The sequence below is a fragment of the Lactobacillus sp. W8093 genome, assembly GCF_016100925.1.
Classification (GTDB): domain Bacteria; phylum Bacillota; class Bacilli; order Lactobacillales; family Lactobacillaceae; genus Lactobacillus; species Lactobacillus helsingborgensis.
Genome location: NZ_JACFRL010000003.1, coordinates 21,046 through 34,610, shown reverse-complemented (window position 1 = coordinate 34,610; position 13,565 = coordinate 21,046). Strand labels below are relative to the sequence as shown.

The window sequence follows — 13,565 nt, the reverse complement described above, 5'->3', positions numbered from 1 at the left end:
TCTTAATTATTTCAAAGCATTAGCACCACTGACAATTTCAGTAATTTCAGTAGTGATTTCTGCTTGTCTTGCACGGTTTAATTTAGTAGTTAAACTCGAAACCAAATCGTCAACATTATCCGTAGCACTCTGCATCGCAGTCATTGAACTGGCGTGTTCAGCAGTCTTGGCATCCAGAATTGCGCCGTAAATAGTTGAACGGGCATATTGAGGAATTAATGTGGTTAAGACAGCATTAACGTTTGGTTCGATATCGTATTCTAAATCTTTATGTGCTTCAGCTTCTTTGACGCCAATATCAATGTCAACGATTGGCAACATTTTTTCAACCCTAAATGCAGATGACAAAGAGTTAATATGGTGAGTATAACAAACATATAACTCATCATATACTCCATTCAAATACATTTTGATCGCAGTTGAAACAATTGGTAAAACTTCATCAAAGGTCGGCACGTCACTAATATTGTCATTTTCATAGACAACATTCAGATTATTTTTCTTGAAAAAGTCAGCCCCAACAGACCCTACAGCCAGAACTTTGATGTCTTTATGTTCAGCGCGAGAGTCTTCAAATAATCCCATCATGTTTTTGATGACAGCACTATTATAGGAACCAACTAAACCACGGTCACCAGTGATGACCAAATAACCTGTGGAATTAACCTTTTTCCGTGCTTGAACCATATCGGAAACAATACCTAAGCCGAAAACATTTTCGTAATCGATTTTGCTAATGCTCTCATTGTCAATCGCCACATTTGCTTTATGCAAGTGGTTTACAACCTCGGCACTCATTAAACGCGATAAAGTTTGCCGCACATGATTATTATAAATCGTGTAGCCTTTATCCCGCTTTTCCGTTTGGTTCAACTTTGACGCGGAAACCATTCTCATGGCTTCAGTGATTTTACCAGTTTGCTTAACTGAAGCAATTTTTCTCTTCAACGCAAGTAAAGATGCAGGCATAAAGCTACCTCCTATTTATTACTTGGTGAAAAACTATCCGCAAACTTCTCAATTGCTGTTTGCAATTCTTTTTCATCCGGCAATTCACCAGTTTCACGGATATGTTTTAGCAGATCAGCATGGTTGCTGTCGAAATTGTCATATAATTCTTTTTCAAACTTGGCAATGTCATCAACAGGAACTGAATCTAGATATCCATGAGTTAAAGCGTAAAGTATAACAACTTGCTTTTCAACTGGAATAGGTGCGTGGAGTGGCTGCTTTAATACTTCCACAACTCTGCGTCCACGGTTCAATTTTGCTTGTGTTGCCTGATCCAAGTCGCTACCGAATTGGGCAAAGCTCTCTAACTCATGGAAAGCGGCAAGGTCAGTACGCAAGGTACCAGCTACCTTCTTCATCGCTTTAATCTGAGCACTACCACCAACACGGGAAACTGAGTTACCCGCATCAATGGCTGGACGAGTTCCCGCAAAGAATAAGTCGCTTTGCAAGAAAATTTGTCCGTCGGTAATTGAAATCACGTTGGTTGGAATATAAGCTGAGATATCTCCCGCTTCAGTCTGAATAAATGGTAAGGCAGTCATAGAACCGCCACCCAATTTATCGCTCAACTTGGCACTACGTTCAAGTAAACGTGAGTGCAAATAGAAAACATCACCAGGATAAGCTTCACGACCAGGCGGACGACGGAGAAGCAAAGAAAGTTCACGGTAAGCAACGGCTTGTTTGGACAGGTCATCAAAGACCACTAAAACATCCTTACCGTTGTACATAAATTCTTCACCCATTGCCGTACCAGCATACGGTGCTATATAAAGCATTGGTGCTGGTTCACTTGGTCCGGCTTCAACAACAATCGTATAATCCATTGCGCCAAAGCGTTTTAAAGTTTCTACTTGGGATCTGACAGTTGATTCCTTTTGACCGATAAAGACATAGATGCAGATTACATCTTGGCCCTTTTGGTTTAAAATAGTATCAATTGCCAAACTAGTCTTACCAGTTTTACGGTCACCAATAATTAATTCACGTTGACCGCGACCGATTGGGACCAAAGCATCGATAGCCTTGATACCCGTTTGCAGCGGTTGATTAACTGACTGGCGTTCCATAACACCCGGTGCCGAAGCCTCGATTGGACGAGTCTTAGACGTTTTTATTTCGCCAAGTCCATCAACCGGCTGTCCTAATGGGTTAACAACGCGACCAATTAGTGCATCACCAACCGGTACACGCATAATTTGACCGGTTCTTTTGACTTGGTCACCTTCACGAATATCATCAAAATTGCCTAGAATAATGATACCAACATCATTTGATTCAAGGTTTTGTGCAATACCATAAGAACCATTATCAAATTCCAATAGTTCGTTGGCCAAAACATTGTTCAATCCGTGAGCCCGGGCGATACCATCACCTATGTATGTTACAACTCCGACTTCATTAATGTCGAGTTTATCATCATAGTGTTCAAGCTGCTGCTTGATTAAAGAGCTAATCTCTTCTGCTTTTATGCTCAATGGTTTCACCTCTTTTAATTTTTATTAATTAACTGCGCACGAATCTTATTCAGTTTATTTTTGACTGAACCATCAATTACGCAATCACCAACTTTTAAAACTACGCCGCCGATCAGACCTTGATCAACCTCATTTTTAAGAATGACTTTTTTAAGGCCATATTTTTGGGCATAGCCAGCACCCAATTTTTGTAATTGCTGCTCATCTAGTGCAACGGCTGAAATAGCCACGCCAGTTGCAATTTTTTCTTTTTGATTGTATAGACTATTAAAACAATCAATGATTGCAGGCAGTTCCAAAAAATGGTCATAATCTAACAGTAAATTCAAAAAATTTTGAACTTCCTTAGTCAGACCTTGTGCAATCACAGAAAGTGAGTGAGCTTTTTCTGCGCTATTAAAAATTGGATCACTAAAAACTTTCAAGATCTGAGGATAGTTTGAAATGGCTTCTGCCAGTTCCTGCAAATCTGCATGAACAGCTATTAAAGCATCCATATCCTGTGCATAATCAAATAGTGCAGTACCATAACGTGCAGCAATTTCTGCTTTACTTAAGGCCATTATTTATTCAGCCCCTTAATGAATTGATCGACTAAATCTTTTTGGTCATCAGCAGATAAATTCTTCGCAATTACTTTTTCCGCAATCGTCACAGAAATATCTGCAACTTGTGCACGAGCTTCATCTAACGCATCAGCTTTTGCTTGTGCAGCATCGGCTTTTGCCTTTTCATGAATTGAAGCAGCATTATTATTAGCCTCTGCCACAATCTGCGTACTTGTTTTTTCCGCATTTGCTTTTGCGTCAGTAAGTATTTGCGTTGCTTCTTGTCTTGAATTCTTCAAGGCAGCTTCACGCTCATTAGCCAAAACTTCGGCCTTTTTGCGATTGTCTGCAGCTGAATCAAGGTCATTAATTACCTTTTGGCGTCTTTTTTCCATCATGTCGGAAACTGGTCCCCAAGCATAATGTTTAACCAAAAGAAGCAAAATTGCGAAAACAATCAGATACCACAAAGTATTACCTAGATAAATATGACCTGCTGAGGCTGCAAATAAGTTATGAAATGTCATTTACTGCCCTTCTCTCTTTTACCTAAATTATTTTAAATAAAATTAAACGAAGAGAATCAGGAAAGCAACAACAATCGCCAAAATAGGAACGGCTTCAATCAGACCAACACCAATGAACATTGTTGATCTTAAGTTACCTGCGCTTTCTGGTTGACGAGCCATGCTCTCAACTGTCTTAGTAATAACTTTACCGTTACCCCAAGAAGCTGCTAAAGCAGCAATACCAGCTACGATAGCTGCTGAGATATATTTAAAAGCTTGTGACATGTTTAAACCTCCAAAAAATTATTCTTTTGTAACCTTTTTTCCGACATAGACCATGGATAAAGTTACGAAAACATATGCCTGGATAGAGCCAATGAAGACAGAGAATCCTTGCCAGATCATAGCTAACGGTGCTGCTAAAACCAAAGTGGTAACACCAAAGCTGGGAGCAAAGCTATTTCCTATTAAAGTTAATAACACTTCACCAGCGTAAATATTACCATATAAACGCAAAGACAATGTCAAGAAGTTAGTGATCTCCTCAATCATATTGATTGGAAACAGGAAACTAACAGGTTCGGCATAATTGCGCCAATAGCCACCAGTACCGAATTTTTGCATTCCGAAAGTGAATGAAAGAAGCAAGGTCATCATTGCAAATGACATTGTTGTCACTGGGTCTGCCGTAGGTGATTTAACAATCATAGTGTCGCCTACTTTAACTTCCAAGAAAAGTCCCAGTTGGTTCATAAACCAAATATAGATAAACAGAACAAAAGCATAAAGTGAAAGGTGCCTTCTGGCATCAGGATCACTGACATTGTCTTTAACAATACCATCAGTAAAATCAATCAGATATTCTAACACATTTTGCTTTTTATTTGGCTTCATTTCAACTTTGCGCGAAAGCCAAATGCAAACGAACAAAACCACAACTGCCATCAATGTTGAGCCTATAATTCCTGTTAAATCAAATTTAAGACCCAAGAATTTAAACACAAATGATCTCTCCAATACTTCGTGACCTCCCTTCTTGTGCCCAAATTATCGAACACTCATACAATATTAACACCATTCAATAATTTTGTGAAAAATGAAAGCGAATTATACGATTATTTTACGCAAAAAAATTTATTTAGTGCCAAATAACCGGTCGCCAGCATCACCTAAACCGGGAGTAATGTAGCCATTTGGCAATAATTTGTCATCTTCTGCTGCTGTATAAATATCAACGTCAGGATTTTCTTTTTGTATAGCCTTAACTCCCTCAGGTGCGGCAACCAAAACTGCAAGCTTAATATCTTTTACTCCACGCTTTTTCAAAGCACCAATTGCCATATTTGCAGAACCACCGGTTGCAAGCATTGGGTCAACTACTAAGCATTCACGTTCTGCAACATCCTTAGGCATCTTGCAGAAATATTCGTGCGGCTTAAGAGTTTCCTCATCCCGATACATGCCAATTACTCCTACTTTAGCTGATGGAATCATTTCCATTACACCGTTAAGCATACCAATACCTGCACGCAGAATTGGCACAATAGTCAGCTTTTTACCGGCAATCTCTTTTTGAGTGGTCTTGCCAATTGGTGTTTCAATTTCAACATCTTTTAGTGGCAAATCTCTGGTAATCTCGTAAGTCATCAGCCCACCAATTTCACCAACAATGCGTCTAAACTCGTTGGAACTTGTTTCCTTACGCCTAATAATTGTTAACTTGTGTTGAATTAACGGATGATTCAAAACCGTAAATTTGCCCATCTTTTTCCTCCTATAAACATAATTACGTTTACGAGTATTTTAATAAAAAAAGCAAAGGGTTTAAAGTCCTTTGCTATCAAATTTTTATTTTGGCATATAGTGATGACCAGCAGCGGCTTTATTCAGCCTATTCATGTAAGCCAAAGTATCTTCACTGCCAGAAAAACCCTGCACAAATATTTGTTTAATATTAGGTTTATCATCAAAGTAACGTAATCCTCCAAAAAGATTATGATCAGCATTTGCCAAATTTTTACCCAAATTAAATTTATTAGCAGCTGGCAACTCAATCTCATTGAGAATTTTACTTAATGCCATTACCCCTGTTTCATTAGTCAAATTGAGGTGAGCAAAATCCTTGGGATCATCAACAACGACAACTGGGGCACTAGGAGCATAGTGACGGTACTTCATACCGGGAGCCTTAGGTACATCTTTATCGGCAACTTTGCCCGTATTAATTAAAACTTTTTCTCCTAAAGCATCACTTAATTCTTCAGGCGTAATAGCACCGGGACGTAAAACAATAGGAGTTGCTACTGACAAGTCAATAATGGTTGATTCTAATCCCACCTCTGTTGGCCCGCCGTCAATAATACCAGCAATTTTACCTTTCAAGTCGTGATATACGTGTTCGGCAGTAGTGGGACTTGGTTTAGTCGAAGTGTTGGCTGAAGGACCGACTATTGGGTAGCCTAATTTACTGATTAGTTCATGTGTTAATTTATCCTTAGGGCACCGAAAAGCTACCGTATCAAGTCCACCGGTCACAGCTTTAGGCAAGCTATGATGCTTAACGTAAAGTAATAAAGTCAATGGACCAGGCCAAAATTTTTTGATTAATTTTTGCGCACGTTCTGGAACTTCCTTAGCGTATTGGGCCATCATAGTGGCATCAGAAACAGTGACAATTAAGGGATTATCACTGGGACGACCTTTTGCTGCATAAACATTTTTAACAGCTTGCTCGTTAGTAGCAATTGCACCCAAGCCATAAACTGTTTCAGTGGGAAAGGCGACTAAATCTCCTTGAGCGAGTAATTTTACTGCATCATCAATTTGATTCTGTGAAAAAATTTTAGTTTCCATTATTTATTCCACTTCCCTTTAACCATCCGCGGCTTGCCAGACAAATCGTTTTTAAACTCAATAGTAAAATCAGGTAATTCTTGAGCAAATAGTTCTGCCAGCTGATCTTTTTCACTAAAGCCAAATTCCAAGAAAAATTCTCCGCCAGTATTGAGGTGATCGCGCACCTGTTTGACAAATTTCTGGTAAAATTCGATCCCATTCTGACCGCCAAAAAGTGCCTCTTGCGGTTCGTTTTGCAAAACATTTTGATCCATAATATCTTTTTCCGATTCCTTAATATAAGGAGGATTGGAAATGATTTTAGCGAATTTTTCCAGACCAATTAAAATATTTGCTTTGCGTACTGTCACATCAACATTATGAATTAAGAAATTTTCCTCACTTGTTCTTAAAGCAGCATCAGTAACATCAGAAGCATATAAATCAAGCTTTGTAATATTCTTTTTGGCTGCTTCTTTAGCTAGAGCCACCGTAATGCAGCCTGAGCCAGTACCCAAATCAAGCACCTTATCACCAGTAGTTAAATCTGCTAAGGCCCATTCTACTAATTCTTCAGTTTCAAAGCGCGGAATTAAAACTCCCCGCTGAACCAAAATTTTATAGCCTAAAAACCACGAGTAGCCCAAAATATATTGGGGTGAAATTCCTTTAGCCAGCTTTTTAACGTCTTTTTGCGCTTGCTTAACCTGATCCGGAGTAAGCTGCAGATCTTGTTTCAATTGGAACCCGCTCGGATTTAACTCCAGCCTTTCAGCCAGTAAAAAGTCAATATCCTCAGGTCTTGCTTCTGGTGCTGTTTCAGCTGCCCATATCCGCAGACTTTTTAAAGTGTCAATTTTAGACATTTTGTTCGGCCAGCTCCTCCAATTGCTTAGTTTGATTATATAAAATTAAAGCATCAATAATTTCGTCAAGCTCGCCGTTCATTATGCGGTCAAGTTTATTCAGAGTCAAACCGATACGGTGATCGGTAACGCGGTTTTGCGGATAGTTATAAGTTCTAATCCGTTCTGAACGGTCACCAGTTCCGACAGCATTTTTACGTTTAGCATCATATTGATCACGGTTTTGACTTTCATAATAATCATAAACACGTGATTTCAAAATTTGCATCGCTTTTTCACGGTTTTGTTGTTGACTACGTTGGTCTTGCATTGCGACAACGATACCAGTTGGCAGGTGCGTCATGCGGACCGCACTGGAAGTTTTGTTAATGTGCTGACCACCGGCACCACTTGAGCGGTAGACGTCAACCCGAATATCTTTTGGATCTAAATCAAGGTCTACCTGTTCGTATTCAGGCATAACCGCTACAGTTGCTGTTGAAGTATGTACACGACCTTGTGATTCGGTCACAGGAACTCTTTGCACACGGTGAGCGCCATTTTCATATTTAAGCTTAGAATAAACCTTATCGCCCGTAATCATGATTGCGATCCGCTTATAGCCACCAACTTCTGTCGGTTCGCTATCAACTACAGAAACCTGCCAGTTTTGTCTTTCCGCGTATTTTTCATACATTCTGAGCAAATCACCGGCAAATAAAGAAGCTTCATCCCCACCTGCTGCTCCTCTAATTTCCATAATAATGTCTTTATCATCATTAGGGTCTTTAGGCAGCATTAAGATCTTAATTTCATCTTCAAGTTGGGCGATTTCATCTTCCAAATCATTATTTTCTTCTTTGGCCATTTCTACCAAATCAGAATCGCTTTCGCTTGCAATAATATCTTTATTATCCGCAATTTCTTTTTTATCAGCCTTAAACTTGCGGTATTTTTGAACCACATCTCTCAGATCTGCTTCTTCTTTTGATACCTCCATATACCTCTTGGTATCATTGATAACCTCTGGATCGGCCATCATCTCTTGCAGTTCATCATAATGAGCAACAAGACCTTCAAGCTGCGCCATAATTTTATCCATGTTCTATTAATCCCTCTCTATCTTGATTGACTTGGGTGAAAATAATGAAAACGACAAACTGGGTAGTAGCTTTCATCCCCACCTATTTGTACCTGTTCTCCTTCATAAACCGGCTTGCCATTATGTATCCGTTGATTCATTGTAGCCTTTCTACCACAGTAGTGGCAAATTGTTTTTATTTCTTTAATTTTATCAGCAAAAATCAACAGGTTTTTCGTTCCCTCAAATAAATTATTTTGGAAGTCATTTTTTAAGCCGAAAGTCATTACCGGAATACCTAAATCATCAACTATTTTGGCACATTCCACTACATGATGCCGTTCTAAAAATTGTGCTTCATCAACAAACACGCAGGCAATTTCACCATCTCCGCGCGCTTTTTCCTGCTCGTTTACTTCCTTAATATAAGCAAAAATATCAAAGTCGTGATCTATAGGAACTGCGTTTCTGTGTAATCCAATCCTTGACGCCACGGTACCAACTCCACTGCGATTATCAATACCGCTTGTTAATAAAACAATTTTCCGACCTTGAGCCTCATAATTATGAGCGTCTTTCAGTATTTCCAAAGTTTTGCCACTGCTCATAGTGCCATACTCAAAAAATAGTTGTGCCATTCTTGCTCCTTTGTTTCATTTAAATTCACCTAACTCATCTAGTATAATGTAAAAATAAAATAAGTGCAGTTAAATAGTCGCTAAAAACTCGTTTTCAGTTCGTGGCTATGCTATAGTTGTTAATGATTTTAAAGCGAGGGAAGAATATGAGTTTTAAATCTGGAATTGCTAAAGTTGCCGGCAAATCAAGTTACTGGTTTTTACATAATGTACTTAAAGGGGGAACCAGTTTCCCCGGCAAGTTAGCTATGGATATTGATCCTGCAATTTTGAAAACATTAGCTGAGGGCTACGAAACGGTTATTGTTACCGGAACAAATGGTAAAACAATGACAACGGCATTAATCGTAGCAGCACTGCGGGAAAAATACGGCGACGTTTTGACCAATCCGTCCGGCTCTAATATGCAGCAGGGAATCATTACCGCCTTTTTGGCACACAAGAAGAAAAAGGCCAAGAGGCCAATAGCAGTACTGGAAGTTGATGAAGCTAACGTCAAAATGGTAACGGAACTGGTTCATCCCAGCGTTTTTGTTTTAACCAATATTTTTCGCGATCAAATGGATCGCTACGGTGAAATCTATACTACTTACGAAAAAATTGTTGCTGGAATTAAATTAGCACCTGAAGCAACCATCATTGCAAATGGTGATGCCAGTATCTTTTCTTCCGTTGACTTGCCTAATCCAAAAATCTATTACGGCTTTAAACTGCCAGATGATAATCCGCAAAATGATCTGAAGGCTCCCGTTAATACTGACGGTATCCTGTGTCCTCAATGCGATCATATTTTGCATTATCACGAGCGCATTTACGCTAACTTGGGTGATTTTTTCTGCCCCAACTGCCAATACCACAGACCGGAGCTAACATATTCTGTTAACAGGATTATTGAACAAACGCCGAATAAACTTGAGTTTCAGATGGGTAGCAAAAACTACATTATAAAGATTGGTGGTACTTATAACATCTATAATGCTTTGGCAGCTTATTCTGTGGCACGTCATTTTGGCTTAAGCGAAGATGAAATTGCGCAAGCTTTTGCCAGAAATAAACGTATTTTTGGTAGACAAGAGTTAATTAAATATGAAGGAAAAGAAATTGATCTGATCTTGGTTAAAAATCCTGTGGGATTAGACGAAGTACTCCACATGCTTAACACTGAAAAAGATGACTATTCCCTAGTTGCCTTGCTCAATGCTAATCACGCTGACGGCATCGACACTTCTTGGATATGGGACGGTCAATTTGAAGACTTAAATCACGATCAAATTAAAAAAATTCTGGTTGGTGGACAGCGCTGGCATGACATGGGTTTTCGTCTTGAAGTCGCCGGCTTTGACCCCGGTAAAATGGTTACCTGCACAGATAATGAGGAAGTAATCGCCAATATTGCCAATTTGCCAACTAAAAAAGTTTACATTTTATCTACCTATACTGCTATGCTTTCTTTACGTAAAACTATGGCTGAAAAGAAAATCGTTAAGGCAGGCATGTAGTTATTTAAGTAAAAATATCCGCAAAACGCTGGTTGTATGTTTTGTGGATATTTTTTATTTTTTAACTTAATTAGAACACTTGAATGGTTAAAACTAATTGTCCCTACCTATATTTAAGTCAATGCCTTTTTGGTGCAAATTAGCCAAACAAGCTTTTAAATAGGCAGCATCATGCTCTGGATAGATGGGATCTGTCCAAGGAATAGCAGCTAAATTTTCGTATCTAGCACAATACTGTCCGCGATAATATGGATCAAACCATTTAATATCCGGATGATAGTGGCGCCTCGCCATTTCAGCTAATACCAATAAATGAAATTGATAGAGTTTATAGGGCGAATATTGAAAAACATAGTTAACAGTGGCATGAGGTTTACCCCAGCCACGCCCGCGTAAAGCAGCAATTTCACGGTGTTGCCCTAATAATTGTTGCCGGGGCAATTGCCAGATTAGTTCTTGGTGCCATAATCTCATGATTGTGCTTGAGCCTCCTGCATTAACCGCGAATTTAATAAGTAGGTAACTTGATATTTGTTGGTTAGACCGCTTAAAAACGGACCTAATTCATCGTCTTGCGGCGTCAATTTTTGCAACAAGAGTAAATAAGTTTGTTTTTCTTGAGGTGTACAAATTTTCTTAAAATAACCCCAGACATGCTGATAGGCATTGGTTAATGTTTTAGTAGTGGGCGCTTGACTGGCTGCTTGTGCTAGCAAGTGCTCAAATTCAGTTTCTTTTTGTTCTGACCACATATTATCCTTAGCTAACAATCGAATCTGCTCATAACATGCTTGAGAGTGAGCCATTACCCAGTATTTGTTATAAGCCCAGTCTTCCTGCCATTTAATCATTTACCTAACTCCATCTTTGTAATCTTATTATAAAAAGTGCATATTTAGTTATCATTTTAGTAACGAAAATTCTAACTGACTGCATTTTAGGCCAAATATGAAATTGGTACAAATGATTAAGTCTAACAGGTTGATTTGCAAATTTAACTAAGATTTTTGCTATAACTAAATGCGTTTAATAGTCCCTTTTTTAGTTAGCGTATGAAAATATAGACACAATAATACCCCCAAATCTTTTTAATTCGGGGGTATTATAAAACTAAATTATCTAACCGTTCTGTTGCCATCAAGCAAAATTGTTTGACCCTGAATATACGAATTTTCAGGACTAGCTAAGAAGTATGCTAGATTGGCAACATCCGAAACTGTGCCAATTCTTCTAACCGCAATTTGTTTTAGCAAAGGCGCCAAACTTTCCTTAGTAGGATAATGCACGCTTAACAAGCCGGAGTCAATTACCCGTGGTGCAATAGCATTAACGGTTACCCCTTTTGGTCCCAGTTCCTTAGCAAGACCGCGCATCAGTCCTTCTCCGCCAGCTTTTGAAGCAGGATAAGCTACGCCGCCGCCAGTTCCACTAAGAGCTGAACCAGAGCTGATAAATACAATACTGCCCTTGTTCTCCAGAAATTCTTGATAAAAGGCTTTAACAGTGTAAAAGTAACCACTTAAGTTGATATTAAGCACTTTTTGCCATTCTGCCGGTGTTATTTCGGATACTTTATCAGCGTAGGCAATACCTGCATCAAGTACAAGGACGTCAATTCTACCAAATTCAGCCATTACTTGGTCATGAACGTTTTGTAAATCCTGATAGTTAGAAACGTCCGTTTTAATAAAAAGAGATCTTTGATATTTATTTGTTATCTCTGCCGCAGTTTGCTTTCCCTTTTCACTGTCATAATCAACAATGACCGTATTCGCACCGTTTGCGGCAAACTTTTCTGCTATTCCTTTACCAATACCGTTAGCGCCGCCTGTTACCAGTACAACCTGTCCGTCAAACTTTTTCATATTATCTATCCTTTCTCTCACTCAAAATCCGCGTGTCTTTGAAACATTGAAGCTGAAGTTTCACCGGTCTGATCCATTAAATTCATTACTATGCCGTCAAAAGTTAAAAATGATAGTTGTTCAAATACCGAGCCCATTGGTTGCGTAAAACCAGTAGTTTTATCCTGCGCTGTCTTGGTTTTTCCCGGAATAATCATTGTATAATTTGCAATTTTCGCAATAGTAGATTCCTTAGTCGTAGAAAATAAGATGATTTTTACTTTGGCGGCTGCAGCTTTTTGCGCTAAGGCTTTTAAACTAGTAGTTTCTCCGGAGCCGGAACAGATAATTAATAAATCTCCCGGCTGTGAATGGGGTGAACTGATTTCTCCGACGATGCTAACTGCAAATCCTAAATGCAACAACCTATTGCCAAAGCCCCGCACAGCCAAGCCAGAACGGCCAGCACCTGCTAAAAATATATGATTAGCATGCAATATTTCAGTCACAACTAAAGCAATATCAGCTGTATCTTCTTGTTCCGCATAATGTGTCAACTGGTTTAAAATTTTTAATGTGTAATTTTGCAATTTCTTTTCTCTTTTCATCACTATTTGACCGCATTTCTAAGCTTAAGCAGTTGCTGTTTCACTTGGTTACCATTAAATAAATAACCACCTACTACCAACATATCTGCTCCTGCAGCAGCACACTGTGCGGCATATTTATCATTTATTCCACCATCCACTTCAATTTTGATGTCGCGTCCCTTGACCATTTTCCGTACGTTTTTAATCTTGTCAACGATTTGCGGAATAAATCTTTGCCCAGGCTGACCAGGATTAATCGACATGACCAATACATAGTCAATTTCATCTAAGAGGTATTTCAAGACTGCCTCGGGCGTTCCGGGACTTAAAGCAACACCAGCTTTGCAACCAGCTTTTTTAATTTGCTGTAAAACAAAATGGATGTGCGGTGTCGATTCATAATGAACGCAAATCATTTCCGCACCTGTAGCAATAGCATCATCTAAATGTGCCAACGGCTGAGCAAGCATCATATGTATATCAAATTTCATATTGCTGTATTCTTTTAGCGCCTGAACCTGATTAGGACCAAAAGCAATGTTGGAAACAAAATTGCCATCCATCATGTCTACGTGCAAAGTCCTAACGTTTTCACTTTCTAAAATGTCAATTTCCTTTTGCAGATTAAGAATATCTGCGCCAAAAATTGACGGTAATATTTCACTCATATTTTGGATAACCCCA

The 13,565-nt window shown here is 39.0% G+C and carries 17 protein-coding genes; 1 reads left to right on the top strand and 16 read right to left on the bottom strand.

The window, feature by feature from the left end; all coding sequences use genetic code 11:
• Positions 1 to 6: 6 nt before the first annotated feature.
• The 11 genes from H3T47_RS02665 to H3T47_RS02615 form a co-directional block, all read right to left on the bottom strand.
• The gene (locus H3T47_RS02665) at positions 7 to 969 is read right to left on the bottom strand and encodes a F0F1 ATP synthase subunit gamma (protein ID WP_109918281.1); all 963 of its coding nucleotides are present in this window, start codon (positions 967 to 969) and stop codon (positions 7 to 9) included.
• Between the two features lie 11 nt (positions 970 to 980).
• The gene (gene atpA, locus H3T47_RS02660; protein ID WP_038522233.1) at positions 981 to 2,492 is read right to left on the bottom strand and encodes a F0F1 ATP synthase subunit alpha; all 1,512 of its coding nucleotides are present in this window, start codon (positions 2,490 to 2,492) and stop codon (positions 981 to 983) included.
• Between the two features lie 14 nt (positions 2,493 to 2,506).
• Complete coding sequence (atpH, locus tag H3T47_RS02655; protein WP_199282463.1) at positions 2,507 to 3,055, bottom strand: ATP synthase F1 subunit delta; 549 nt, start codon at positions 3,053 to 3,055, stop codon at positions 2,507 to 2,509.
• Entirely contained in the window at positions 3,055 to 3,567 is a 513-nt protein-coding gene (gene atpF, locus H3T47_RS02650) for a F0F1 ATP synthase subunit B (protein WP_038522228.1), read from the bottom strand. The genes atpH and atpF overlap by 1 nt, the downstream gene beginning before the upstream one ends.
• A gap of 42 nt (positions 3,568 to 3,609) precedes the next feature.
• Entirely contained in the window at positions 3,610 to 3,834 is a 225-nt protein-coding gene (gene atpE, locus H3T47_RS02645) for a F0F1 ATP synthase subunit C (RefSeq protein WP_034981200.1), read from the bottom strand.
• A gap of 18 nt (positions 3,835 to 3,852) precedes the next feature.
• Positions 3,853 to 4,566, bottom strand: coding sequence for a F0F1 ATP synthase subunit A (gene atpB, locus H3T47_RS02640; protein WP_199282462.1), 714 nt, complete (start codon positions 4,564 to 4,566; stop codon positions 3,853 to 3,855).
• Between the two features lie 117 nt (positions 4,567 to 4,683).
• Positions 4,684 to 5,313, bottom strand: coding sequence for a uracil phosphoribosyltransferase (gene upp / locus H3T47_RS02635; RefSeq protein ID WP_109918277.1), 630 nt, complete (start codon positions 5,311 to 5,313; stop codon positions 4,684 to 4,686).
• A gap of 84 nt (positions 5,314 to 5,397) precedes the next feature.
• Positions 5,398 to 6,402, bottom strand: coding sequence for an L-threonylcarbamoyladenylate synthase (locus H3T47_RS02630; RefSeq protein ID WP_199282461.1), 1,005 nt, complete (start codon positions 6,400 to 6,402; stop codon positions 5,398 to 5,400).
• On the bottom strand, positions 6,402 to 7,250 hold the full coding sequence (prmC, locus tag H3T47_RS02625) for a peptide chain release factor N(5)-glutamine methyltransferase (RefSeq protein WP_199282460.1): 849 nt from the start codon (positions 7,248 to 7,250) through the stop codon (positions 6,402 to 6,404). Before prmC ends, H3T47_RS02630 begins: the two co-directional genes overlap by 1 nt.
• Positions 7,243 to 8,331, bottom strand: a complete 1,089-nt coding sequence (prfA, locus tag H3T47_RS02620; RefSeq protein WP_038522207.1) for a peptide chain release factor 1 — start codon at positions 8,329 to 8,331, stop codon at positions 7,243 to 7,245. The genes prmC and prfA overlap by 8 nt, the downstream gene beginning before the upstream one ends.
• Positions 8,332 to 8,348: 17 nt before the next feature.
• Positions 8,349 to 8,948, bottom strand: coding sequence for a thymidine kinase (locus H3T47_RS02615; protein WP_038522204.1), 600 nt, complete (start codon positions 8,946 to 8,948; stop codon positions 8,349 to 8,351).
• 146 nt (positions 8,949 to 9,094) lie between these two features.
• On the opposite strand from H3T47_RS02615, the gene H3T47_RS02610 reads away from it, so the two are divergent.
• Positions 9,095 to 10,447, top strand: coding sequence for a Mur ligase family protein (locus H3T47_RS02610; protein ID WP_199282459.1), 1,353 nt, complete (start codon positions 9,095 to 9,097; stop codon positions 10,445 to 10,447).
• 93 nt (positions 10,448 to 10,540) lie between these two features.
• Here the strand turns inward: H3T47_RS02610 and H3T47_RS02605 are convergent, their stop codons facing one another.
• The 5 genes from H3T47_RS02605 to rpe form a co-directional block, all read right to left on the bottom strand.
• Positions 10,541 to 10,921: a TIGR02328 family protein gene (locus H3T47_RS02605; RefSeq protein WP_199282458.1), complete on the bottom strand. Its 381-nt coding sequence runs from the start codon at positions 10,919 to 10,921 to the stop codon at positions 10,541 to 10,543.
• Complete coding sequence (locus H3T47_RS02600) at positions 10,918 to 11,298, bottom strand: YbgA family protein (RefSeq protein WP_046327006.1); 381 nt, start codon at positions 11,296 to 11,298, stop codon at positions 10,918 to 10,920. The genes H3T47_RS02605 and H3T47_RS02600 overlap by 4 nt, the downstream gene beginning before the upstream one ends.
• A gap of 264 nt (positions 11,299 to 11,562) precedes the next feature.
• The gene (locus tag H3T47_RS02595) at positions 11,563 to 12,312 is read right to left on the bottom strand and encodes an SDR family NAD(P)-dependent oxidoreductase (RefSeq protein WP_199282457.1); all 750 of its coding nucleotides are present in this window, start codon (positions 12,310 to 12,312) and stop codon (positions 11,563 to 11,565) included.
• Between the two features lie 17 nt (positions 12,313 to 12,329).
• Positions 12,330 to 12,899: a 6-phospho-3-hexuloisomerase gene (gene hxlB, locus H3T47_RS02590; RefSeq protein WP_199282555.1), complete on the bottom strand. Its 570-nt coding sequence runs from the start codon at positions 12,897 to 12,899 to the stop codon at positions 12,330 to 12,332.
• A gap of 2 nt (positions 12,900 to 12,901) precedes the next feature.
• A complete protein-coding gene (gene rpe / locus H3T47_RS02585; protein ID WP_199282456.1) occupies positions 12,902 to 13,549 on the bottom strand; it encodes a ribulose-phosphate 3-epimerase in 648 nt (215 codons plus the stop codon).
• Between the last annotated feature and the right edge of the window lie 16 nt (positions 13,550 to 13,565).